The sequence below is a fragment of the Oceanicella actignis genome (assembly GCF_900111545.1).
GTDB lineage: Bacteria > Pseudomonadota > Alphaproteobacteria > Rhodobacterales > Rhodobacteraceae > Oceanicella > Oceanicella actignis.
The window spans coordinates 39,522-60,904 of sequence record NZ_FOHL01000011.1; the positions used below are offsets into that span (position 1 = coordinate 39,522).

Here is a 21,383-nt window from a genome sequence, read left to right on the forward strand (position 1 = left end):
CGGGCGAAAGAGCCGAGGGCCGGATGCGCGAGCGCCCCCGCCGGGGGCGGGGGCGCGGTCGGGCGCGGGGCGCGCGGGTCAGCCGTCGAAATCCACCTTCTCGACCAGCTTGAGCGCGGCGGGGCGGTTGCGCGCGATCTCGACCAGGGGCAGGTCGTCGGGGGTGAACTCGCCCCAGCTGCGGATCAGCTCGGAGGGCGGCACGCCGGGCTTGACGGGGTATTCGGCGTTGAGCTCGGCGTAGAGGCGCTGCGCCTCGTCCGAGACGAGGAACTCCATCAGCTTGAGGGCGTTCTCGCGGTTGGGCGCCGAGCGGGTCATGGCCACGCCCGAGACGTTCATGTGCGCGCCGCCGTTCTCGAAGGTGGGGAAGACGATGCGCACGCTTTCGGCCCATTCGCGCTGCTCGGGATCGGCCAGCATCTTGGCCATGTAGTAGGTGTTGCCGATGGCGACGTCGCATTCGCCGGCCCAGACGGCCTTGACCTGGGCGCGGTCGTTGCCCTGGGGCTTGCGCGCCAGGTTGGCCTTGACGCCGCGCAGCCATTCCTCGGTCGCCTGTTCGCCGTGATGGGCGATCATCGCCGCGGTCAGCGCCAGGTTGTAGGGATGCGCGCCCGAGCGGGTGCAGATGCGCCCGCGCCACTTGTCCGAGGCGAAGTCCTCGTAGGTGGTGATCTCGCCGTCCTTCACGCGCTCCTTCGAGGCGTAGGCGACGCGCGCGCGGGCGGTCAGGGCGAACCAGCGCCCCTCGGGGTCGCGGAAGGCGGCGGGGATGTTGGCCTCGAGCGTCGCCGAGCGCACGGGCTGGACGACGTCGGCCTCGACCAGCTCGTTCAAGCGGCCGATGTCGACGGTGAAGACCAGATCGGCGGGCGAGCGGCGGCCCTCGGCCTTGAGGCGCTCGACCATGCCCTTGTTGAGGAAGACCGAGTTGACCTTGATTCCGGTCTTTTCGGTGAAGGCCTCGAACAGGGGATCGATCAGCTCGGGCTGACGGTAGGAATAGACGTTCACCTCGTCGGCGGCCGCGGCCGGCAGGACGGCGGCGGCGCTCAGGGCGAGGGCGGCGAGAAGATCGGTTTTCCGCATGGATGGGCTCCGTCGTTGAGGGACGGCCCTGCTTTAATCCGAGAAAAAGAGTCGGGTCAATGCCTGATGAAAAAAATCTGGATTAGCCGCCGCGCGCGCCTCCGTCCCCTTCTCCGTCCCCGTCTCCGTCCCGGTCCGACGCGGCGCGCTCGCGCGCCTTCTCGGCGTTCCAGAGCGCGTCCATCTGTTCGAGCGTCGCCTCCTCGGGGCGCAGCCCCTGGGCGGCCAGGGCGCGCTCGACGGCGCGGAAGCGGCGCTCGAACTTGGCGCAGGCGCGCCTGAGCGCGGTTTCGGGATCGACGTCCAGCCGGCGCGCCAGATTGGCGGCGGCGAAGAGCAGGTCGCCCATCTCCTCCTCGATCGCGGCCGGATCGGACGCGGCGGCGGCCTCGGCCAGCTCGCGCGCCTCTTCGGCGATCTTGTCGGCGACGCCGCCGGCATCGGGCCAGTCGAATCCGACGCGCGCGGCGCGGGCCTGCAGCTTGGCCGCGCGGGTCAGGGCGGGCAGGGCGCGCGGCAGCCCGTCCAGCGCGCCGGCGGGAGCGTGCTGCGCGCCTGCGCGCTCGCGGGCCTTCATCTCTTCCCAGGCGCGGGTCTGCGCGGCGGCGTCGCGGGCGGGGTCGGGCGCGGCGAAGACGTGCGGATGGCGGCGGACCATCTTGTCGGATATGGCGCGCAGCACGTCGTCGAGACCGAACAGCCCGCGCTCTTCGGCCATCTGGGCGTGGAAGACGGCCTGGAACAGAAGGTCGCCCAGCTCGGCGGGCAGCTCGTCCCAGGCCTCGCGCTCGATGGCGTCGACGACCTCGTGCGCCTCCTCGATGGCGTAGGGGGCGATCGAGCGGTGGTCCTGCTCGAGATCCCACGGGCAGCCATGGCCGGGCTCGCGCAGGCGGCGCATGATCTCGCGCAGGCGTTCGAGGCCGCCCTCGGGGTCGTTCACCAGCCGGTCCGACAGCGGACGGGGCAGGGGGCGCGCGGGATGGGGACGGTCGGACATGGTCGGCTCCTGGCGGGGACGGGTTCGGCGGCCGGGGATCGGCGCGCGCAGTATGGCGCGCGGGCGCGGCGATGCAACGGCCGGGGGCGCGGGGTCGCCTTGCGCGGGCCGGGCGCCTTGGCCGCGGGCGCGCGCATGGGCTGTTCCGTCGGATGCGCGAAGGCTGTAGTGAGGGGCCCGACGAGTCAGGAGAGCCCCGATGAGCAGCGCAGACAGCGATCACCCCTCCGCCCGGGCCCGCGAGGCGGCCGAGGCCGCGCACCCTTCCGCGCCGGCGGGCGACGACCCGGCGACGCGGCCGACGGTCCGCCTGCGGCCCAAGGCGGGGCGGCGTCTGTCGGCGGGCGCGCCCTGGGCCTATGCGGACGAGCTGGTCATGGACCGGCGCACGCGCAAGCTGGCGCCGGGCAGCCTGGTCGAGCTGCAGGACGCCGAGCGCGCGCCCCTCGGGCTGGCGGCCTTCAACCCCGACAGCGTGATCGCCGCCCGCCTTCTGGACGAGGACCCGGCCGCGCGCGTGGACGCCGACTGGTTCGCCGCGCGCATCGCCCGCGCCCAGCGGCTGCGCGAGGCGCTGTTCGACGCGCCCTTCCACCGCCTGATCCATGCCGAGGCCGACGGCCTTCCGGGGGTGGTGATCGACCGCTTCGGCGACGCGGCGGCGGTGCAGCCGAACGCGGCCTGGGCCGATGCGCGGATCGAGGCGCTGGTCGATGCGCTGGTCCGCGTGACGGGGGTGCGGACGGTGGTGCTGAACGGCGCCTCGCGCGCGCGCCGGGCCGAGGGGCTGGAGGACGGCGTGCGGGTGCTGCGCGGCGGGCTGGACGGCCCCGTGCCGACGCCGATGAACGGGGCGGTCTACATGGCCGATCTGACCGGCGGGCAGAAGACTGGCCTGTTCTACGATCAGCGCCCGAACCACGCCTTCGTCGCGCGGCTGGCGCGCGGGGGGCGGATGCTGGACGTGTTCAGCCATGTGGGCGGCTTCGCGCTGGCGGCGCTGGCGGCGGGGGCGACGCATGCGCTGGCGGTGGACGGGTCGGCGCGCGCGCTCGAGCTGGCCGAGGAGGGCGCGCGCCGCTCGGGCGTGGCGGATCGCTTCGAGACGCGCCGCGCCGACGCCTTCGAGGCGCTGGCGGCGCTGGCCGAAGAGGGCGCGCGCTTCGAGACGGTGGTGTGCGATCCGCCCGCCTTCGCGCCCTCGCGACAGGCGCGCGAGGCCGGGCTGCGGGCGTATCGGCGCCTTGCGCGCATGGCCGCGCCGCTGGTGGCCGAAGAGGGATGGCTGACGCTGTGCTCGTGCTCGCACGCCGTCGACGCCGAGGCCTTCCGCGCCGCCTGCGCGCAGGGGCTGCGCGCGGCGGGAAGGCGCGCGCGGCTGATCTGGTCGGGGCGCGCGGGGCCCGACCACCCCGTTCACCCGGCGCTGCCCGAGACGAGCTATCTCAAGGCGTTGGTCTTCGCCCTCGACTGAGCGGCGCGCCCCCTTGCGCCGCGCCGCGCGCGCCGGTAAGGGGGCGCCTTCGCCGCAGACGGAGAACGAAATGCGCGTCGACGAATTCGATTTCGACCTGCCCGAAGAGCTGATCGCCCTGCGCCCGGTTCGCCCGCGTCGCGCGGCGCGTCTGCTGGCCGCGCGGGGCGATGCGATCGACGATCTTCGCGTGGCCGATCTGCCGCGGCTGCTGCGCGCGGGCGACGTTCTGGTGTTCAACGACACGCGGGTCATCCCGGCGCGGCTTTTCGGCGAGCGCCGCCGCCAGACGGCCGACGGCTCGGGCGTGGCGCGCATCGAGGCGACCTTGCTCGAGCGCGCGGGCGCGGATGCGTGGCGGGCCCTGGCGCGGCCGGCGAAACGTCTGCGCGAGGGCGACGAGATTCTCTTCGCCGGCGGGCTGCGCGCGCGCGTGGCCGAGCGCGGCGCGGGCGGCGAGGTGGCGCTGGTCTTCGACCGCGCGGGGCCCGAGCTGGACGCGGCGATCGCGGCGGCGGGCGTGATGCCGCTGCCGCCCTACATCGCCGCCCGCCGCCCCGCCGACGCGCAGGACGAGGAGGACTACCAGACCGTCTTCGCCGCGCGTCCGGGCGCGGTGGCCGCGCCCACGGCCGCGCTGCATTTCGACCAGCCCCTTCTGGCCGCGCTCGACGAGGCGGGTGTGCGTTCGGCGCGCGTGACGCTGCATGTGGGGGCGGGCACCTTCCTGCCGGTCAAGGCCGAGCGCGTCGAGGATCACCGCATGCACGCCGAGTGGGGCGAGATCTCGGCCGAGGCGGCCGAGACGATCGCGCGCGCGCGCGCCGAAGGGGGGCGGGTCATCGCAGTCGGAACCACGGCGCTGCGGGTGCTCGAAACCGCGGCGGACGAGGACGGGCGCCTGCGGCCGTGGTCGGGCGAGACCGACATCTTCATCACGCCCGGCTATCGCTTCCGCGCCGTGGACGGGCTGATGACGAACTTCCACCTTCCGCGCTCGACGCTGATGATGCTGGTCTCGGCGCTGATGGGGGTCGAGCGCATCCGGCGCATCTACGCCCATGCGGTGGCCGAGCGCTACCGCTTCTATTCCTACGGCGACGCGTCGCTGCTGATCCCCTGAGCGCCGCGGCGGCGCGTCCAGAAGTCGCTTCGGTCACGAAACATTCCGTCTTCGCGGCTATCATGCCGGCGAATCTCACGCGAGGCGCGCATGCTTTCCATTCTTTCCAACTCCTGGGCGCTGCTGTTCGGCATGTTCCTGCTGATGCTGGGCAACGGCATGCAGGGCACGCTGCTGGGTCTGCGCGGCGCCATCGAGGGCTTTTCGGTCGACGAGATGGCCTATGTCATGTCGGCCTATTTCCTCGGCTTCCTGGGCGGCTCGCGGCTGACGCCGCTGCTGATCCGGCGGGTGGGGCATGTGCGCGTCTTCGCGGCCATGGCCTCGATCATCTCGGCCGTGTTCGTGCTTTATGCGCTGGCCCCCAGCGTGCTCGGCTGGGCCTTGATGCGCCTGGTGGTGGGGTTCTGCTTCTCTGCCGTCTATGTGGTGGCCGAAAGCTGGTTGAACGACTCGGCCACGAACGAGACGCGCGGGCAGCTGCTGTCGATCTACATGATCGTGCAGATGGTCGGCATCGTCACGGCGCAGTTCGCCATCAACCTGGGCGATCCGGCGGGATACGAGCTGTTCATCGTCATCTCGGTGGCGGTGTCGCTGTCCTTCGCGCCGATCCTGCTATCGGTCAGCCCGGCGCCCGTGTTCAAGGCCAGCAAGCCGATGTCTTTCCGCCGGCTCTACGAAAGCTCGCCCCTGGGCTGCGTGGGCACCTTTTTCCTCGGCGCGGTCTTCTCGGCCATGTTCGGCATGTCGGCGGTCTACGGCGCCGAGGCGGGGCTGACGACCCGGCAGATCTCGATCTTCGTGGCGGCGATCTATGTGGGCGGGCTGGTGTTCCAGTATCCCGTCGGCTGGCTGTCGGACCGGGTGGACCGGCGGCTGCTGATCATCGGCGTGACGGCGGTCGCCGCGCTGTCGGCGGCGGGGGCGATGGCGTCGGGCGGGCGCTTCGAGGCGCAGGTGGCCGCGGCCTTCATGATCGGCGGCATGGCCAACCCGCTCTATTCGCTGCTGATCGCCTACACGAACGATTTCCTCGATCCCGAGGACATGGCGTCGGCCGCCGGCGGGCTGATCTTCATCAACGGCGTCGGCGCGGTGAGCGGGCCGGTGCTGATCGGCTATGCCATGAGCGCCTTCGGCACGCTCGCCTATTTCGGCTTCATGGGGGCGGTGATGGGCGCGATCACGCTTTACGCGCTCTACCGCATGACGCAGCGGCCCTCGGTGCCGGTGGACGAGACGATCGCCTACGCGCCCGTGGCGCCGACGGCCTCGGCGGTGGTGGTCGAGCTGGCGCAGGAATACGCGGTCGAGCAGAGCGAGGCGCATGACGCGGAGCAGGCCGAGGCCGAAAAGGCCGAGGAGCGCCAAATTCCTTGACATGACCTTGCGTCGGGTATGCGCTGAAGACAGGCGCCGGCCGGCCCGTCGGCGCCGGGGAATGCCGAAGGAGACGCGGAGATGAGCGCGACGCCGCAGGAGATACTCGAGTTCTGGCTCAACGATGTGGGCGAGAAGCGTTGGTACGAGGCTTCCGACGATCTGGACGAGGCCGTGCGCCGCCGCTTTTCGGGCGGCTGGCGCGCGGCGCGGCTCGGGGCCTTCGATCACTGGCTGGTCGATCCGTCCTCGGCGCTGGCGTTGATCATTCTGCTGGACCAGTTCCCGCGCAACATGTTCCGCGGCCGCCCGCAGGCCTTCGCGGCCGATGAACGCGCGCTGCGCCTGGCCAAGCTGGCCATCGCCCGCGGGCACGATCTGCGCGTGCCCGAACCTGCGCGGCAGTTCTTCTACCTGCCGCTGATGCACTCCGAGGCGATCGCCGACCAGGACCGCTGCGTGCGCCTCGTGGCCGCGCGCATGCCGCAAGGCCGCGCCCGGAACCTGCCCCATGCGCGCGCCCATCGCGAGGTGATCCGCCGCTTCGGGCGCTTTCCCTTCCGCAACGCCGCGCTGGGGCGCGCATCGACGCCCGAGGAAGAGGCCTATCTGGCGGCCGGCGGCTATGCGCGCACGGTGCACGACATGGCCGCCTGAGCGCCCCTCGCGGCCGAGCGTTGCGCGCGGCGCAGGGCGCCCTTGCGTCATTGAGCGGTTGCCTTCGCCCGCGCGGCGCGCTTGTCTTGCGTCAACACGCAATCGCGCGCGAGGGAGATCCGCATGAGCTCGTCCAAGGACAATTTCGACGTCATCGTCATCGGCGCCGGCCCGGGCGGCTACGTCGCCGCCATCCGCGCCGCGCAGCTGGGCCTGCGCGCGGCGGTGGTCGAGCGCGAGGCGCTCGGCGGCATCTGCCTCAACTGGGGCTGCATCCCGACCAAGGCGCTGCTGCGCTCGGCCGAGGTGCTGCACCTGATGCGCCGCGCGGGCGAGTTCGGGCTGAGCGCCGACAAGGTCGGCTTCGACCTGGGCAAGGTGGTCGAGCGCTCGCGCAAGGTGGCGGGGCAGCTGTCCTCGGGCGTGCAGCACCTGCTGCGCAAGAACAAGGTCGAGGTCGTGATGGGCCAGGCCGATCTGCCCGCGCGCGGCCAGGTGCGCGTGCGCTCGGACAAGGGCGAGCGGATCCTGCGCGCGCCGAACGTGGTGCTGGCCACGGGCGCGCGCGCGCGCGAGCTGCCCGGGCTCGAGGCCGACGGCGATCTGGTCTGGACCTACCGCCACGCGCTGCGCCCGCCGCGCATGCCGCGCAAGCTGCTGGTCGTCGGCTCGGGCGCGATCGGCATCGAGTTCGCCAGCTTCTACCACGCGCTCGGCGCCGATGTGACGGTGGTCGAGGTGATGGACCGCATCCTGCCGGTCGAGGATGAAGAGATCTCGGCCTTCGCGCGCAAGCAGTTCGTCAAGCAGGGCATGAAGATCATGGAGGGCGCGAAGGTCGTCGCCCTGGATCGGGCCGGGGGCCGGGCGACGGCCCATGTCGAGCGCGGCGGCAAGACCGAGACGCTCGAGGTGGACACGGTGATCTCGGCCGTGGGCATCGTCGGCAATGTCGAGGGGCTCGGGCTCGAGGCGCTGGGGGTCAGGATCGACCGCACCCATGTGGTGGTGGACGAGATGTGCCGCACCGGCGTCGAGGGGCTGTGGGCGATCGGCGATCTGGCCGGGCCGCCCTGGCTGGCGCACAAGGCCAGCCACGAGGGGGTGATGGTCGCCGAGGCGATCGCGGGCGGCAAGCCGCATCCGGTGCGTCCCGAGTCGATCCCCGGCTGCACCTACTGCCAGCCGCAGATCGCCTCGGTGGGCCTGACCGAGGCCGAGGCCAAGGCCGCCGGCCACGAGGTGCGCGTGGGCCGCTTCCCCTTCATCGGCAACGGCAAGGCGATCGCGCTGGGCGAGCCCGAGGGCATGGTCAAGACCGTGTTCGACGCGCGCACCGGCGAGCTTCTGGGCGCGCACATGGTCGGCGCCGAGGTGACCGAGCTGATCCAGGGCTACACGGTCGCCCGCACGCTCGAGACCACCGAGGCCGAGCTGATCGAGACCGTCTTCCCGCATCCGACCCTGTCCGAGATGATGCACGAATCGGTGCTCGACGCCTTCGGCCGCGCCATCCACTTCTGATCGCCCGCGCGCCCCGCCATGGCGCGCGGGGCGCGCTCAGCGAAAGGCCAGACCCACCGCGAAGGCCGAGGCGGCGCCCGCGCCGCCCACCAGCAGGGTCTCGGCCAGGCGCCGGCGCAGGCCGCCGCCATTCACCCGCCAGCGCATGACGCCAAGCCCGCCAAGCGCCAGCGTCGAGGCGCCGAAGGACAGCGCCAGCGCCAGATCGCCCGGCGCCAGCGCGAACCAGGGCGCCAGCGGCGCGAAGCCGAAGGTCACGAAGCTCAGAAAGGTGGCCAGCGCGCGCAGCGCCGCGTTGCCGGCGTCCGGGTCGGGCAGGCCCAGACCCAGCCGCACCGCCAGCTCGGCCCGCAGCCGCGGGCGGCGGGCCAGGATGCGGGCGATGACGGCGGCCTCGTCCTCGGTCAGCCCGGCGCGGCGCATGGCCGCCAGGGAGGCGTCGTCGCGGGGCGCGCGCGTGCGCGCCAGCGCGCTCTCGCGTCGAAGGGCGGCGTTGACCATGTCGCGCTCCGAGCGCAGCGACAGATACGCGCCCAGCCCCATCGACGCCCCGTCCGCCACCAGATTGGCCAGCCCGAACAGCAGCACCGCCGCGGCGCCGATCTCGTGCGCCTCGTCCGCGCCCGCGCCGGCGAAGCCGGCGACGACGGCCAGGGTGGTGACGATGCCGTCATTGCCGCCATAGACGATCTCGCGCAGATAGGTCTCGATGCGGCCGCGCGGGGCGGGGTCGGCGGGAGGCTGCGCGCTCACAGCTCGTCGAAGGCGCCGCCGCGCCCCTTGCCGGCGGCGAAGCGCGCCGCGCCGTGCACGCCCTCGGCGGCGAAGGCGTCGGCCGAGCGCCACTCGAGCGCGAAGGCCTCGGGCGCGCTCAGCGACCATTGCGCCAGCGCCACCCGCCGGTCGGCGCGCATGCAGGCCTGGGGAAAGCGCGCCAGCTCCTGCGCCAGCTCGAGCGCGGCGCTCAGCGCGCCGCCGGGCGGGGCCGCGCGCTCGGCCAGCCCGATGGCCAGGGCCTCTTCGGCCGCGACCTTCCTTCCGCTCAGGATCAGATCCAGCGCCCGGCCCTGGCCGATCAGCCGCGGCAGGCGGATCGCGCCGCCGTCGATCAGCGGCACCCCCCAGCGGCGGCAGAACACGCCGAAATATCCCTCGGGGGCGACGACGCGCAGATCGCACCACAGCGCCAGCTCCATGCCGCCGGCCACCGCCGCGCCGTTCACCGCCGCGATGGTCGGCTTGGACAGGCTCAGCCTTGTCGGGCCCATGGGACCGGGGCGGGGCGGCCCCTCGAGATCCTCGGGCGCGCGGATGGCCATGCGTTCGAACCACGCCTCGGGCATGCCCTGCGCCGCGCGGGTCAGATCGAAGCCGGCGCAAAAGGCCTCGCCGCAGCCGGTCAGGACGGCGACGCGCGCCGCCGGATCGGCGTCGAAGGCCAGGAAGGCCTCGAACAGGGCCTGGGCGGTTTCGGGATCGACGGCGTTGCGCCGCTCGGGGCGGTCGATGGCGATGACCCGCACGGGGCCCTCGTCGCGGATGCGCAGCGTGGAATCGGCGGTCATGGGGCGCTCCTGGCTTGGCGACGGGCCGAGCATGGCCGCGCGGCGCGGCCGCCGCAAGCCTTGCGCGCCCTTCGCGCCGGCGCGCGGCGGTGGTAGGAAGGCGGCATGAACATCACGCTTCGTCAGCTGCGCTACTTCCTGGCCGTGGCCGAGCATCGCCATTTCGGCCGCGCGGCCGAGGCCTGCGCCGTCTCGCAGCCGGCGCTGAGCATCCAGATCCGCGAGCTTGAAACCGCCCTCGGCGCGACGCTGATCGAGCGCGCGCGCGGCGAGGCGATCCTGACCCCGGCGGGGCGCGAGGCGGCCGAGCGGGCCGCGCGCGTGCTTGCCGAGGCGCGCGAGCTCGAGGCGATGACGCGCCGGGGGGGCGGCTTGCGCGGGCGGCTGTCGCTGGGGGTCATTCCGACGGTCGCGCCCTATCTGTTGCCGGCGGCGCTGCCGCTGATGCGCGCGCGCGACATCGCGCTGGAGCTGGGCGTGCGCGAGGCGCAGACGGCGCGGCTGATGGACGAGCTGCGCGCGGGCCGCCTCGACGCGGTGATCGCCGCGGCGCCGCTGGGCGACGCCTCGCTCGAGGAGGCCGAGCTGTTCGAGGATCGTTTCCTGCTGGCAGGCTCGCCGGCCAGGCTGGCGGCGCTGCGCGGCCGCGGCGGCCCGCTGCGTCCCGACGGGCTCGACGCCGAACAGCTGCTGCTGCTGGACGAGGGGCATTGCCTGGCCGATCAGACGCTGGCCGCCTGCGCGCTGGCGCGTCCGCGCATGGCCGATCTGCGCGCGGCCAGCCTCGCCACCCTGGCGCGCCTGGCGGCCGAGGGATTCGGCATGACGCTGCTGCCCGAGATCGCCGCCGCCCCCGAGGCGGCCGCCGCGCCGGGGCTGGAGCTGGCGCGGTTCGATCCGCCCGAGCCGGGGCGGCGCGTGGTGCTGGCGCGCCGCGCGGCCGCGCGCGCGCCCGGCGGCGGGCGCGACTGGTTCGACGAGCTGGCCGAGCTGCTGCGCGAGGCCGCCGCGGCGGCGCCGCGCCCGCCGCTGGGCGCTCAGCCCTCGGCGGGCGGTTCGATGAAGCGCACCTTGCCGATGTAGCTCAGGTTGCGGTTGCGCTGGGCGAAGTCGATGCCATAGCCGACGACGAACTCGTCGGGGATCTGGAAGCCGATGAAGCGCGCGGTCACGTCCACCTCGCGCCGCGCGGGCTTGTCGAGCAGCGCGCACACCTCGAGCCGGCGCGGATTGCGCGCGCGCAAAAGGTGCAGCACGTGATGGAGCGTGAAGCCGGTGTCGACGATGTCCTCGACGACCAGCACGTCCTTGCCCTCGATCTCGCCGCGCAGGTCCTTGAGGATGCGCACCTCGCGGCTCGACTCGGTCGCGTTGCCGTAGGACGAGGCCTCGATGAAGTCGATCTCGACCGGCAGGTCCAGCTCGCGCGCAAGATCGGCGATGAACACGAAGCTGCCGCGCAGCAGGCCGATGACGATCAGCTTCTCGGTGTCCTTGAAATGCGCGGTGATCTCGCGCGCCAACCCCTCGACGCGGGCGGCGATCTCCTTGGCCGAGATCATCTGGTCGATCACATAGGGCTTGTCGGTCATCCGTTTCTCCGGCGCTGGGGGGCCTGGGCGCGTTTTGCCTCATCGGGGCGGCGGTGGAAAGGGGTTGAAGGCGCGGGGGGCGCGGGGGTATCGATGCGCGGCCGCGACCGCACGCACGGAGCCATCATGCCGACTCACGCCGAGAAGCGCCGCGTTCCCTACTCCGCGGCCGAGATGTATGCGCTGATCGCCGACGTGAAATCCTATCCCGAGTTCCTGCCCTGGTGCGAGGCGGCGCGGGTGCGTTCGCGCCGGCCGGGCGACGAGCCCGGCGTCGAGGTGATGGAAGCGGACCTGGTCATCTCGTTCAAGGTGTTTCGCGAGCGCTTCGGCAGCCGCGTGACGCTGCGCCCCGACGAGCGGCGCATCGACGTCGAGTATCTGGACGGCCCCTTTCGCCACCTGCGCAATCACTGGCGCTTCGTCGAGGTCGAGCCGGGCAGCTGCGAGATCGATTTCTTCGTCGATTTCGAGTTCCGCTCCTCGGTGCTGCAGGCGCTGATCGGGATGGTGTTCAACGAGGCGATGCAGCGCATCGTGCGCGCCTTCGAAAGCCGCGCCGAGGCGCTTTACGGCCGCCGCGCGCTCTAGGCTGCGCGCCGCCGCCGGGGCGCGGCGGGTTTCTTGGACGGCGTCGCGGTCCGTTCTTCGCCGATCCGCGCAGGAGATTCGTCGCCGGCGATCGGCGGCGCCGTCCTTTCCGGCGTCGACGAGGGATGCGGCCGCGGCCCGCAAGGCCCGCATGCGCGGCGCCGACGCCGCGCCCGGCGAGGGATGGTCTGCGGCGGGCGGGTCGCGAGCTCGGCCCGCGCCGAAGACGCGCGGGGCGGCGGGCAGCGATGCGCATGCGCGGGCGGGCCATGCCGGGCGTTTGCGCAGGCGCAGGGCGCCGCGGCATGCGCCGCCGCCCGGGCGCCGCGCCGGCGCTCAGGACGCCGCGACGGCGAGGCGGCGCCCGAGCAGCCAGGCGCGCGCCATATGGGCGGGCATGGGGCGGGCGATTCCGAAGCCCTGGAGCAGGTCGCAGCCCATCTCGGTCAGGATGCGCCGCTCCTCTGCGGTTTCGACGCCTTCGGCCAGCGCCTCGATCTCGAGCGAGCGCGCGAGGCCGATCATCGCCGCCGCCAGCTTGCGCTTGCGCGCCGAGCGGTCGAGGCCCGAGATGAAGCCGCGATCGATCTTGATTCGGTCGACGCGGAACTTCTGCAGGTTCGAGATCGATGCGTGGCCGGTGCCGAAATCGTCGAGCTCGATCGAGAAGCCGACCGCGGCCAGCGCGGCGACGTTGCGGATGATCGGGTCCGAATCGTCGTCGATCAGCGCCGATTCCAGGATCTCGACGGCGACGTCCTCGGGGCGCAGGCCGGCGCCTTCGACGTCCCAGGCCAGCTTGTCGACGAATTGCGCGTCGCGCAGCTCGCGCGCCGAGACGTTGAGCGCGACGCGGCCCGAGAACAGCCCCTCGGCGCGCCAGGCGGCGCATGCCGCCAGGGCGCGGCGCGCGCACAACTCTCCCATCTGGTCGATCAGACCGCTTTCCTCGGCCAGGGCCAGGAACGCCCCGGGCGCCAGAACGCCCTGTTCGGGATGGCGCCAGCGCATGAGGCTTTCGAAGCCCAGCGTCCGGCCCGTGCGTGCGCAGATCTGGGGCTGGAACCACGGTTCGATCTGCGATTGTGCGATGGCTTCGCGCAGCTCGGACAGCATGCGGCGGCGGCGCTCGATCTGCTCGCGCCCGCCATCGGACAGGATCTCGATCCGCGTCCGGGCGGTCTTCGCGGCGGCCAGCGCCGCGTCGGCCGAGACGAGCAGCTGCTCGGCCGTCCTCTCGGACTGATCGGCCTTGGGCAGCGCCGCCGCGATCCCCGCCCGTGCCGCCACGCGGATCTCGCCCACCGACCTGTCCGCGGCCACCATGGGTTCGGCCAGGCGCGCGATGGCGCGTTCGGCCAGCTGGTTGAGGCGCTCGACCGCATCCTCGCCCATGGCGATGACGTAGAACTCGTCCGCGCCGGCGCGGGCGAGCACGTCGTCCGCGCGCGCCTCGGCGCGGAGGATGCGCGCGACGTGGCGAAGGACCTGATCGGCGACGGCGTGCCCCCAGGCCTGGTTGAGGCTGCGGAAGCGGTCGATGTCGATGCGCAGCGCCGCGACGCCGGTTCTTGCGGCCGCCGCGCGCGTCGCCAGATCCCTTGCGCTCTTGAGCAGACGGCGGCGATTGGCCAGGCCGGTCACGGGGTCGAGATTGGCAAGGCGCATGCTGCGCGCGGTTTCCTCCTCGAGCCGGCGCGCGCGGGTCTCGATGCGGCTGAGGGCGGGGCCGACCGCGAACACCGCCAGGAGGGCGAGGATCGCGGGCACGCCGAGGGCCGCGCCGTGCCAGGCGACGCGCGCGGCGAATCGCGATCGCTCCGCTTCTTGCCGGTGGATCGGGCGCGCCTGTTCGAGCCGGGCGATGAGCGCGTCCAGATCGCGCTCGAGCGCATCCGGCGCCGGGGCCTGCGCGCCATCGAGCAGACGCCGCGCCAGCGCCGCGGCGCCGTCCTCGCGCGCGAGGTAGATGCGGGCGAGCGGATCGCTCGGGTCGCGATCGGCCATGGCCGCGGACAGGGCGCCGAGCCGCGCAGCCGCCTCGCGCGCATGGGCGTCGAGCCGCGCGCGAAGGGCCTCGCCCGCATCGGCCGATTTCATTTCCTCCACGTCCGCGCGCATCGCCTGGGCCGCGCCCAGCGCGGCTTCCATCTGTTCGGCGCAGATCCGCGCCTCGAAGGCCTTCGCTCCGAGGTGGCGCACCAGGAACAGGCCGCCGCTCAGCGAGACGGCGACGACGAGCATGGTTGCGACGAGGGTTGCGGTCAGTCTGCTCACGCAAGAAGATCCTTCGAGGGGCGCGGCAGGGCGGCGGGCTTGACCCCCGCAGCCGCGATCTTCTATCGCGCGCGGCGTTTCCGGGACATTCTCGGCACAAGGCGTAAACAAGACGCCAACGGGCGTTGCTTGGACGGGGCGGGCATGAGCGAAAGACTCACGACGGCGGCGTTCGCCGCGTTGGCGGCGTTCTGGCTGTGGCTGGCGCTGGCCGCGGCGCCGCCGGGTCCGTTCACGGTGGACGATTTCTTCTACATCGTTTCCGCGCGCCGGATCTGGCAGGGCGCCTGGCCCGTGTTCGACAACGGTTTCGCCGATCTGGGCGCCGAGGAGCTCAAGCTCTGGTTCCTCGTCGAGGGGCCGCGGGGGCTGACGCCGCAATATCCGTTGGGCTTTGCGCTGCTGGCGGCGCCGTTCGACGCGCTGCTGGGGCTGCGGGGGTTCTTCGTCGTCAACGCGCTGGGGGCGCTGGCGATGGTGTGGGGGTGCTGGCGGCTGGCGCTTGGCACGCTGGGGGATCGGCGCTGGGCCTTCGCGGCCGCCGCGACGCTGGCGCTGGCCAGTCATCTGGTCGAATACGCGACCGGGCTCTGGCCGCATGGCGCGTCTGCGGGCGCGGCGGCGGTCTCGGCGGCGCTGTTCTTCGAGGCCGAGGCGCGCGAGGGGCGGGCGCGGGCGCGCGGGGCGGCCTTGGCGGGGCTGATCGGCGCGGTGGGGCTGTCGATGCGGCTGGATGTCGGCCTGCTTGCGCCGACATTGTTGCTCTGGGCCGTGCTGTGCGCGCGCGCGCCGCTTGCGCTGCTGGCCTGGGGAGGGGTCGGGGCGGCGCCGGTTCTGGCGCTGTCCTCATGGGCCAATTTCCAGCGTTTCGGCACGCTCAACCCGGTCAGCTACGGCGTGGGGCGCGAGGGCGGGGTGGATCCTGCCGCGCATATGGGCCCGGCGCTGGCGGTCCTGTCGGCGCTGGGGGCGGCGGCGCTTTGGCGGGCGCTTCGCGCGCGCGGCGCGGCGCCGGGAAAGGCGATGGCGGCCGCCCTGGGCGTTCTGGCCGCCGCGGGGCTGGGCGCGGCGCTGGCCGCGCCGCACGCGCTGTGGGCGGCGTTGGCGCGGGCGGCGCAGGGCGCGCATGCGATCCTGATCGACATCGGCGCCTATTCGCGCGCGGACGAAGAGGCGCGCATCATGCGCGACGCCGCCGGCTATCTGACCTTCGTCGGGCATTACAAGAAGGCGCTCTTGCAAGGCGCGCCATGGATCGGGCTGTGCGCGGCGGCGCTGCCTTCGCTGGCCGCGCCGGGCGCCGAGAGGCGGGGCGTCGCGCTGTGCCTGCTGGCGCTGGCGACATGGGCCGCGCCTTTCGTCTGGCTTGAATGGCACGGGGGGCTGGCCAGCAACATGCGCTACCTGACGCCGGCTCTGGCCTTCGCGGCGGTGGCGGCGGCGGTCGGGGCGCGGCGCCTTGCGCGGATCGCGGGGCGGCCCGAACCCCGCGCGCTGCGCCTGACGGCGGCGGCGGTTCTGGGAGCGACGGCGGCTTCGATGGCCTTCGGGCTTGCGAGCGGGGCCGCGGCGGCGCCCTATGCGATGCTGTCGCTGTCCAGGCAGGCGGGGCTGGCCGCGGCCGCGTTCGGCGCCGCGGCGTTGGCGCCGCTTGGCGCGTCGGCGCGACGCGTCGCGGCCCGCGCCGCCCTGGGCGCGGCGGCCGTGGGCGTGGTCGCGGGGGCGGTCACGGCGCATCTCTACGACCTGCGCATGAGCTTCGCACGGCGCGAAGCGGCCGTTCAGCTCGCCGCGCTGCACTCGGATCTGCCCGACGATGCGCTGCTGCTCACCTTTCACCCGCAAAGCTTCGCCGACCGTTTCCTGCGGCATGGCCAGCTTTACAATCTGCGTCGCACGACGCGGGATGCGCTGGATCTGGATCGGCGGCCGATCGACCGGGCGTTCGACGAGGGGCGGCGGGTGTTCGCGGACGAACTGTTCTGGACCTACGTCCTTTCGCTTCAGCCCGGCCTGCGCGCAAGGCCGACGGGGCCCGAGACGCAGCCGGGCTTCGGCATGGTCGAGGTCTTTCGGGATGCGCCCGCGAAGGATGGGGCGCGCGCGGCCGAGGGGCGCTGAGCCCCTGCCTGCGCGCCTTGGCGCGCGCGGCGACTGCGGCGCAGCCGCGCCGAGGGCGCGGCGGCGAAGACGACCGATGGGCGTTGAGCGCGGCGCCGGGGGCGCGCCCGCGTCCTCGGCCGCGTCCGGCCCCCGCTCGCGCCCGCCTCAGGCGAAGGCGTCGGGGCGGATGCGGCGCGCCATGTGGTCGAGCACCGCGTTGACGAAACGCGCCTCTTTGCCCTCGGGATAGAAGGCCTTGGCGACGTCGACGAATTCGTTGATGACGACCTTGTGCGGCGTGCGGCTTTCGGTCAGCAGCTCGGCGCCGGCGGCGCGGAACAGCGCGCGCAGCGTCGGGTCGATGCGCCCCAGCGGCCAGCGCTCGACCAGCGCCTGGTCGGTGATCTGGTCGATCTCGATCTGCCGCGTCACCGCCCCGGCCAGAAGCGAGCGGAACAGGGCGATGTCGGCCTCGCGATACTCGACGTCGTCGATGCGCTGGCCGAGGCGGTGGGTCTCGAACTCGGCCTGAACGGCGCGCATGTCGGCGCCGGTCGCCTCCATCTGGAACAGCGCCTGCACGGCCGCGAGCCGCGCCGCCGAGCGGGCGAGGCGCCGCTCGAGCCGCGGATCGGGGCGATCCTCGGGCGCGGCGGGGGGCTCGGGGGCGTCGGTCGGGGCGCTCATGCCAGCCCCTCCGCGTCCGGCCCGCCGGCCGCTTGCGCGATCTGCACGCCCTCGCCGATGCGGGCGGGGCGGAAGCGGCGCGCCAGCGCGATGAGGTGCAGCGCTGCCTCGGCCGCGCCGCCGCCCTTGTTCATGCGCGCGGGGTCGGCGCGGACCTCGGCCTGGGCCATGTTCTCGACCGTCAGGATGCCGTTGCCGATGCACAGCCCCTCGAGCCCGAGCAGCGTCAGCCCGCGCGAGCTGTCGTTGCACACGGTCTCGTAATGGGTCGTCTCGCCGCGGATGACGCAGCCCAGCGCCACGAAGCCGTCGAAGCGCCCGGCGCGCGCGGCCAGGCGGATGGCGGTGGGGATCTCGAGCGCGCCGGGCACCTCGACCAGCTCATGCGTCGCGCCGGCCGCCTCGAGCGCGGCGCGCGCGCCCGCGATCAGGTCGTCGGCGATGCGGCGGTAGAAGGGCGCCGCCACGATCAGCACGCGCGGCGCGGGGCTCAGCCGGGGCGCGGGAAGGGCGCCGTGCTCTTCATGCGAGGCCATGTCAGTCTTCCTTGCTCGCGATGGGTTGGGTGCGGACGATCGACAGCCCGTAGCCTTCGAGCCCGATGACCTTGGGCGCGGGCGAATTGGTCAGCAGGATCATCTCGGCGACGCCGAGCGCGCCGAGGATCTGCGCCCCGACGCCGTATTCGCGCAGCGCGCCGGCGGCGTGGCCGTCGCGCCCCAGCACCTGCGCCGTCAGCGCGCCGGGCGCGCGCGGGCGCAGCAGCACCACCGCGCCGCGCCCCTCGGCGGCGATCATGCGCATGGCGCCCTGGAGCTGGCCGTGGCGCTCGGGATGGATGGCGAAGAGGTCGTCGATCGGGTTCTCGACATGCATGCGCACCATGACCGGGCCGCCGTCGGACAGGTCGCCCTTGGTCAGCGCCAGGTGCTCGGCGCCGTCGAGCTCGTTGGTGAAGACGTGCAGCAGCCAGTCTCCGCCATGCAGCGAGCGCACCGGACGCACGGCGGTTTCGCGCACCAGGTGGTCGTGGCGGCGGCGATAGGCGATCAGGTCCGAGATCGCGCCGATCTTGAGCCCATGCTTGCGCGCGAACTCCACGAGGTCGGGCAGGCGGGCCATGGTGCCGTCGTCGTTCATGATCTCGCAGATCACGCCCGAGGGGTTGAGCCCGGCCAGCCGCGCCACGTCCACCGCCGCCTCGGTATGGCCCGCGCGCACCAGCACGCCGCCCTCGCGCGCGCGCAGCGGGAAGACGTGGCCGGGGGTGGCGATGTCCTGCGGGCCGCTCTGGGGGTCGATGGCCACGGCGATGGTGCGCGCGCGGTCATGGGCCGAGATGCCGGTGGTCACGCCCTCGCGCGCCTCGATCGAGGTGGTGAAGGCGGTCTCGTGGCGCGACTGATTCGACGCCGCCATCATCGGCAGGCCGAGCTTGTCGAGCCGCTCGCCCGTCATCGCCAGGCAGATCAGGCCGCGCCCGTGCTTGGCCATGAAGTTGATGGCCTCGGGCGTTGCCATCTGGGCGGGGATGACCAGGTCGCCCTCGTTCTCGCGGTCCTCGTGATCGACAAGGATGAACATGCGCCCGTTGCGGGCGTCCTCGATGATCTCCTCGATCGGAGAGATGGCGGAGCGCAGGTCGTCGGCGGTCATGGGGCGCGGATCCTTCGGTGGTCTCGGGCGTCGGTCTCGGGCGTCGGTCTCGGGCGTTGGTCCTGGGCGGTCGTGTCGGGCGTCGGTCCTGGGCGGTCGTGTCGGGCCGCGTCCCGGCGCGGCGCGCGGCCCGGTCAGGGCCAGATAGCGCGGCGCGCGGGCGAAGGCCAGAACCTATCGCCCCGCGCGGGCCGCCGCCGGGGGACGGTCCCGGCCGCGCGCCGGCGCCGCGCAAGACGGGCCGAGGGGGCTTCGCGGGGATCGGCGGGGCGGGGCGGCGGGTCGGGGCGGCGGGCCGGGGCGGCGCCCCTGGCGGCCGGATGCGCGCCGGCGGGGCGGCTCAGCCGGCCTCGGCCAGGCGCGCGACATAGCGCGCGAGGGTGTCGATCTCCAGATTCGCCTCGTCGCCGGGGCGCGCCTCGGACCAGGTGGTGCGCTCGCGCGTGTGGGGGATGATGTTGACGCCGAACGAGTCGCCCTCGACCTCGTTCACCGTCAGCGAGACGCCGTTCAGCGCCACCGATCCCTTGGGCGCGATGAAGCGGGCCAGCGCGTGGGGGGCGGTCAGGCGCACGCGCGTCGAGTCGCCGTCGGGGGTCATGGACTCGATGCGCGCCAGCCCGTCCACATGCCCCGAGACGATATGCCCGCCCAGCTCGTCGCCCACGCGCAGCGCGCGTTCGAGATTCACGCGCCGGCCCGGCGTCCAGCGCCCCAGATTGGTGCGCGCCAGCGTCTCGGCCGAGACGTCGGCCTCGAACCAGCCGCGTTCGCCCTCGCGCCCATGGGCGACGACGGTCAGGCACACGCCGTCGCAGGCGATCGAGGCGCCGATGTCGGCCGCGGCGATGCGCGGATCGCACAGGATTCGCGCGCGCATTTCGCCCGCGCGCCGCTCGACGGCGGCGATCTCGCCCAGATCGGTGACGATGCCAGTGAACATGTCGGGCTCCTTGTCGTTGCGCCCGCGGCGGGGCTGCGCCGGCGGCCGGCGCGACGGTTCCGCGGCAAGGGGTAGTGCGCCGGCGCGGTCAGGGCAAGAGGCGCCGGCGCCGCGCGGGCGCCCGGGCCGCGGATGCGCCGCGCGCCCTTCGCCCTGCGCTTCGGGCATGGGCGCGGCTTGTCGCCGGCCGCCGCGCCGGGCCTGGGCCGCGCGCCTTGCCGCGGGGGTGGCGGGGGGCGCATCGCGCCGCCGCTCTAGCGCGCCGCTTTCCTCGGCGGACCGCCCGCGCGCCCGGTCGTTCGGCCGTGGAGGCTTTCGCCGCCGGCGCCGCTTGTCGCCGGCCGCCGCGCCGGGCCTGGGCCGCGCGCCTTGCCGCGGGGGTGGCGGGGGGCGCATCCCGTGGTTGCTCTTGGGCCGTTTCCCTCGGCGGACCGCCGGGGCGGCGCTTGCCGGTCGGGGGGCGGCCCGGCCTTGCGCCGCCGGGGCGCGGCGCCCGGCCGATCGCGCCTCAGCTCTTCTGCACAAGCGCCAGCGCCGTCCGGGCGTCCGGGGCGGCGGGCCAGGCGCGCATGCGGTTGCGCAGCCAGGTCAGCTGCCGCTTGGCGTAGTTGCGGGTCGCCTGCACGGCGCGCGCGCGGGCCTCGTCCAGGGTCATGCGGCCGTGCAGATGGGCGATGAGCTCGCGCGCGCCGATGGCGTTCATCGCCTGCGCCGAGGCGGGCGGGTCGAGGGCGGCCGCGGCCGCGGCCTCGTCCAGCGCGCCCTCGGCCAGCATGGCGTCGAAGCGGGCCTCGATGCGCGCGTAAAGGGCCTCGCGCTCGGGCATCAGCCGCACGAGGCGCGCGCGCTCGGGCGGCAGGGGCGGCGGCGGGGTCCGCGCCTGAAGCGCGGACAGGCCGAGGCCCGTGGTCTCGAGCGCCTCGAGCGCGCGCATCAGCCGCATGGGGTTGCGCGCGTCGATCCGCGCCAGCGTGTCGGGATCGCGCGCGGCCAGGGCCTCGCGCAGCGCCGCGGCGCCGCCCCGGGCGAACAGGGCCTCGACGCGGGCGCGGATCTCGGGCGGGGTCGGGGGAATGGGCGCCAGCCCCTGGGTGAGCGCGGCGAAGTAGAGCCCCGTGCCGCCGACGACGATGGGCGTCTGCCCGCGGCGGGCGCAGTCCTCGATGGCGCGGGCGGCCTCGGCCAGCCAGCGGCCGGTCGAATGGGCGTCCTGCATCGGGACATGGCCGTAGAGCAGGTGCGGCGCGCGCGCCTCGTCATCCGCCGAGGGCCGGGCCGAGAGCACGCGCCAGCCCCCATAGACCTGGATGGCGTCGGCGTTGATGACGCAGCCATTCAGCCGCTCGGCCAGCGCCAGCGCCAGCGCCGACTTGCCCGAGGCGGTGGGCCCGGCGACCAGCACCGGACGCAGGGCCAGCGCCGCCTCGGACAGCGGCGCGGGCAGATGCGCCGCCTGTGCGCCTTGCTGCGCCGCCTGCGCGCTTTGCTGCGCCGTCTGTGCGCCTCGCCGCGCCGCCTGTGCGCCTTGCCGCGCCGCCCTGGGCATCTCGGCAAGCGCCCGTTGCCGCGCCCCGCCGGGCGCCCCATCCGCAGCACCGTCCCGCGCGCCGCGCCGCTCCGCCTCCTGCGACCGTTCCGGCGTCCCGCTGCGCGCTTCGTCCGGGGCGCGGCTCTCGGCCCCGTTCGCAGCCGCGCCCGCGGCCCCGTCAGGCGCCC

Annotated in this window: 19 protein-coding genes; 8 read left to right on the forward strand and 11 right to left on the reverse strand. The window is 73.9% G+C overall.

The genetic code is table 11. The features are described 5' to 3' along the window. Positions 1-78 precede the first annotated feature (78 nt). Both BMW67_RS14250 and mazG read right to left on the reverse strand, forming a co-directional pair. Complete coding sequence (locus BMW67_RS14250) at positions 79-1,092, reverse strand: Fe(3+) ABC transporter substrate-binding protein (RefSeq protein WP_072748347.1); 1,014 nt, start codon at positions 1,090-1,092, stop codon at positions 79-81. Positions 1,093-1,174: 82 nt separating this feature from the next. Then, positions 1,175-2,092 (reverse strand): nucleoside triphosphate pyrophosphohydrolase, encoded by a 918-nt coding sequence (gene mazG, locus BMW67_RS14255; protein WP_072748348.1) that lies wholly within the window; start codon positions 2,090-2,092, stop codon positions 1,175-1,177. Positions 2,093-2,291: 199 nt separating this feature from the next. Here mazG and BMW67_RS14260 point away from each other — a divergent pair, with 199 nt between their 5' ends. The 5 genes from BMW67_RS14260 (at position 2,292) to lpdA (ending at position 8,253) form a co-directional block, all read left to right on the forward strand. After that, positions 2,292-3,566 (forward strand): RSP_2647 family RNA methyltransferase, encoded by a 1,275-nt coding sequence (locus BMW67_RS14260; protein WP_083581590.1) that lies wholly within the window; start codon positions 2,292-2,294, stop codon positions 3,564-3,566. Positions 3,567-3,636: 70 nt separating this feature from the next. Then, positions 3,637-4,689 carry a tRNA preQ1(34) S-adenosylmethionine ribosyltransferase-isomerase QueA gene (gene queA, locus BMW67_RS14265; RefSeq protein WP_072748349.1) on the forward strand — a complete coding sequence of 351 codons (1,053 nt, stop codon included), beginning with the start codon at positions 3,637-3,639 and terminating at the stop codon, positions 4,687-4,689. 90 nt (positions 4,690-4,779) lie between these two features. Next, complete coding sequence (locus tag BMW67_RS14270) at positions 4,780-6,072, forward strand: MFS transporter (RefSeq protein ID WP_072748350.1); 1,293 nt, start codon at positions 4,780-4,782, stop codon at positions 6,070-6,072. 81 nt (positions 6,073-6,153) lie between these two features. Next, on the forward strand, positions 6,154-6,729 hold the full coding sequence (locus BMW67_RS14275) for a DUF924 family protein (RefSeq protein ID WP_072748351.1): 576 nt from the start codon (positions 6,154-6,156) through the stop codon (positions 6,727-6,729). A 123-nt stretch (positions 6,730-6,852) separates the two neighbouring features. Beyond that, positions 6,853-8,253 carry a dihydrolipoyl dehydrogenase gene (gene lpdA, locus BMW67_RS14280; RefSeq protein ID WP_072748352.1) on the forward strand — a complete coding sequence of 467 codons (1,401 nt, stop codon included), beginning with the start codon at positions 6,853-6,855 and terminating at the stop codon, positions 8,251-8,253. Between the two features lie 36 nt (positions 8,254-8,289). On the opposite strand, the gene BMW67_RS14285 is transcribed toward lpdA, so the two are convergent. Together BMW67_RS14285 and BMW67_RS14290 are read right to left on the reverse strand one after the other, a co-directional pair. Next, on the reverse strand, positions 8,290-9,006 hold the full coding sequence (locus tag BMW67_RS14285) for a VIT1/CCC1 transporter family protein (RefSeq protein WP_072748353.1): 717 nt from the start codon (positions 9,004-9,006) through the stop codon (positions 8,290-8,292). Continuing rightward, positions 9,003-9,818: a crotonase/enoyl-CoA hydratase family protein gene (locus BMW67_RS14290; protein ID WP_072748354.1), complete on the reverse strand. Its 816-nt coding sequence runs from the start codon at positions 9,816-9,818 to the stop codon at positions 9,003-9,005. The genes BMW67_RS14285 and BMW67_RS14290 overlap by 4 nt, the downstream gene beginning before the upstream one ends. 105 nt (positions 9,819-9,923) lie before the next feature. Between BMW67_RS14290 and BMW67_RS14295 the strand changes: the two genes are divergently transcribed. Then, positions 9,924-10,901 (forward strand): LysR substrate-binding domain-containing protein, encoded by a 978-nt coding sequence (locus tag BMW67_RS14295; RefSeq protein WP_072748355.1) that lies wholly within the window; start codon positions 9,924-9,926, stop codon positions 10,899-10,901. Here the strand turns inward: BMW67_RS14295 and hpt are convergent. Continuing rightward, positions 10,856-11,410: a hypoxanthine phosphoribosyltransferase gene (hpt, locus tag BMW67_RS14300; RefSeq protein WP_072748356.1), complete on the reverse strand. Its 555-nt coding sequence runs from the start codon at positions 11,408-11,410 to the stop codon at positions 10,856-10,858. The genes BMW67_RS14295 and hpt overlap by 46 nt on opposite strands. A gap of 126 nt (positions 11,411-11,536) precedes the next feature. On the opposite strand from hpt, the gene BMW67_RS14305 reads away from it, so the two are divergent. Then, positions 11,537-12,001: a type II toxin-antitoxin system RatA family toxin gene (locus tag BMW67_RS14305; RefSeq protein WP_072748382.1), complete on the forward strand. Its 465-nt coding sequence runs from the start codon at positions 11,537-11,539 to the stop codon at positions 11,999-12,001. Between the two features lie 336 nt (positions 12,002-12,337). On the opposite strand, the gene BMW67_RS14310 is transcribed toward BMW67_RS14305, so the two are convergent. Next, the gene (locus BMW67_RS14310) at positions 12,338-14,278 is read right to left on the reverse strand and encodes a putative bifunctional diguanylate cyclase/phosphodiesterase (RefSeq protein WP_125459059.1); all 1,941 of its coding nucleotides are present in this window, start codon (positions 14,276-14,278) and stop codon (positions 12,338-12,340) included. A gap of 144 nt (positions 14,279-14,422) precedes the next feature. On the opposite strand from BMW67_RS14310, the gene BMW67_RS14315 reads away from it, so the two are divergent. After that, positions 14,423-16,399 (forward strand): hypothetical protein, encoded by a 1,977-nt coding sequence (locus BMW67_RS14315; protein WP_125459060.1) that lies wholly within the window; start codon positions 14,423-14,425, stop codon positions 16,397-16,399. Positions 16,400-16,546: 147 nt separating this feature from the next. Here BMW67_RS14315 and nusB read toward each other — a convergent pair whose 3' ends face one another. The 5 genes from nusB to miaA form a co-directional block, all read right to left on the reverse strand. Further along, the gene (gene nusB / locus BMW67_RS14320) at positions 16,547-17,068 is read right to left on the reverse strand and encodes a transcription antitermination factor NusB (protein WP_072748359.1); all 522 of its coding nucleotides are present in this window, start codon (positions 17,066-17,068) and stop codon (positions 16,547-16,549) included. Beyond that, positions 17,065-17,604 (reverse strand): 6,7-dimethyl-8-ribityllumazine synthase, encoded by a 540-nt coding sequence (locus BMW67_RS14325; RefSeq protein ID WP_072748360.1) that lies wholly within the window; start codon positions 17,602-17,604, stop codon positions 17,065-17,067. The genes nusB and BMW67_RS14325 overlap by 4 nt, the downstream gene beginning before the upstream one ends. A 1-nt stretch (position 17,605) precedes the next feature. Then, a complete protein-coding gene (gene ribB / locus BMW67_RS14330; RefSeq protein WP_072748361.1) occupies positions 17,606-18,724 on the reverse strand; it encodes a 3,4-dihydroxy-2-butanone-4-phosphate synthase in 1,119 nt (372 codons plus the stop codon). A gap of 340 nt (positions 18,725-19,064) precedes the next feature. Beyond that, a complete protein-coding gene (locus BMW67_RS14335; RefSeq protein WP_072748362.1) occupies positions 19,065-19,667 on the reverse strand; it encodes a riboflavin synthase in 603 nt (200 codons plus the stop codon). Between the two features lie 508 nt (positions 19,668-20,175). Next, the gene (gene miaA / locus BMW67_RS14340) at positions 20,176-21,213 is read right to left on the reverse strand and encodes a tRNA (adenosine(37)-N6)-dimethylallyltransferase MiaA (RefSeq protein ID WP_083581594.1); all 1,038 of its coding nucleotides are present in this window, start codon (positions 21,211-21,213) and stop codon (positions 20,176-20,178) included. Positions 21,214-21,383: the final 170 nt, after the last annotated feature.

What these genes read in the sequence shown, in the direction of transcription:
- mazG (WP_072748348.1), bottom strand. Translation starts at nt 2,092, where the DNA reads ATGTCCGACCGTCCCCATCCCGCGCGCCCCCTGCCCCGTCCGCTGTCG.
- BMW67_RS14270 (WP_072748350.1), top strand. Translation starts at nt 4,780, where the DNA reads ATGCTTTCCATTCTTTCCAACTCCTGGGCGCTGCTGTTCGGCATGTTC.
- hpt (WP_072748356.1), bottom strand. Translation starts at nt 11,410, where the DNA reads ATGACCGACAAGCCCTATGTGATCGACCAGATGATCTCGGCCAAGGAG.
- BMW67_RS14260 (WP_083581590.1), top strand. Translation starts at nt 2,292, where the DNA reads ATGAGCAGCGCAGACAGCGATCACCCCTCCGCCCGGGCCCGCGAGGCG.
- BMW67_RS14315 (WP_125459060.1), top strand. Translation starts at nt 14,423, where the DNA reads ATGAGCGAAAGACTCACGACGGCGGCGTTCGCCGCGTTGGCGGCGTTC.
- BMW67_RS14335 (WP_072748362.1), bottom strand. Translation starts at nt 19,667, where the DNA reads ATGTTCACTGGCATCGTCACCGATCTGGGCGAGATCGCCGCCGTCGAG.
- BMW67_RS14295 (WP_072748355.1), top strand. Translation starts at nt 9,924, where the DNA reads ATGAACATCACGCTTCGTCAGCTGCGCTACTTCCTGGCCGTGGCCGAG.
- ribB (WP_072748361.1), bottom strand. Translation starts at nt 18,724, where the DNA reads ATGACCGCCGACGACCTGCGCTCCGCCATCTCTCCGATCGAGGAGATC.
- BMW67_RS14250 (WP_072748347.1), bottom strand. Translation starts at nt 1,092, where the DNA reads ATGCGGAAAACCGATCTTCTCGCCGCCCTCGCCCTGAGCGCCGCCGCC.
- queA (WP_072748349.1), top strand. Translation starts at nt 3,637, where the DNA reads ATGCGCGTCGACGAATTCGATTTCGACCTGCCCGAAGAGCTGATCGCC.
- nusB (WP_072748359.1), bottom strand. Translation starts at nt 17,068, where the DNA reads ATGAGCGCCCCGACCGACGCCCCCGAGCCCCCCGCCGCGCCCGAGGAT.
- lpdA (WP_072748352.1), top strand. Translation starts at nt 6,853, where the DNA reads ATGAGCTCGTCCAAGGACAATTTCGACGTCATCGTCATCGGCGCCGGC.
- BMW67_RS14290 (WP_072748354.1), bottom strand. Translation starts at nt 9,818, where the DNA reads ATGACCGCCGATTCCACGCTGCGCATCCGCGACGAGGGCCCCGTGCGG.
- miaA (WP_083581594.1), bottom strand. Translation starts at nt 21,213, where the DNA reads ATGCCCAGGGCGGCGCGGCAAGGCGCACAGGCGGCGCGGCGAGGCGCA.
- BMW67_RS14275 (WP_072748351.1), top strand. Translation starts at nt 6,154, where the DNA reads ATGAGCGCGACGCCGCAGGAGATACTCGAGTTCTGGCTCAACGATGTG.
- BMW67_RS14305 (WP_072748382.1), top strand. Translation starts at nt 11,537, where the DNA reads ATGCCGACTCACGCCGAGAAGCGCCGCGTTCCCTACTCCGCGGCCGAG.
- BMW67_RS14325 (WP_072748360.1), bottom strand. Translation starts at nt 17,604, where the DNA reads ATGGCCTCGCATGAAGAGCACGGCGCCCTTCCCGCGCCCCGGCTGAGC.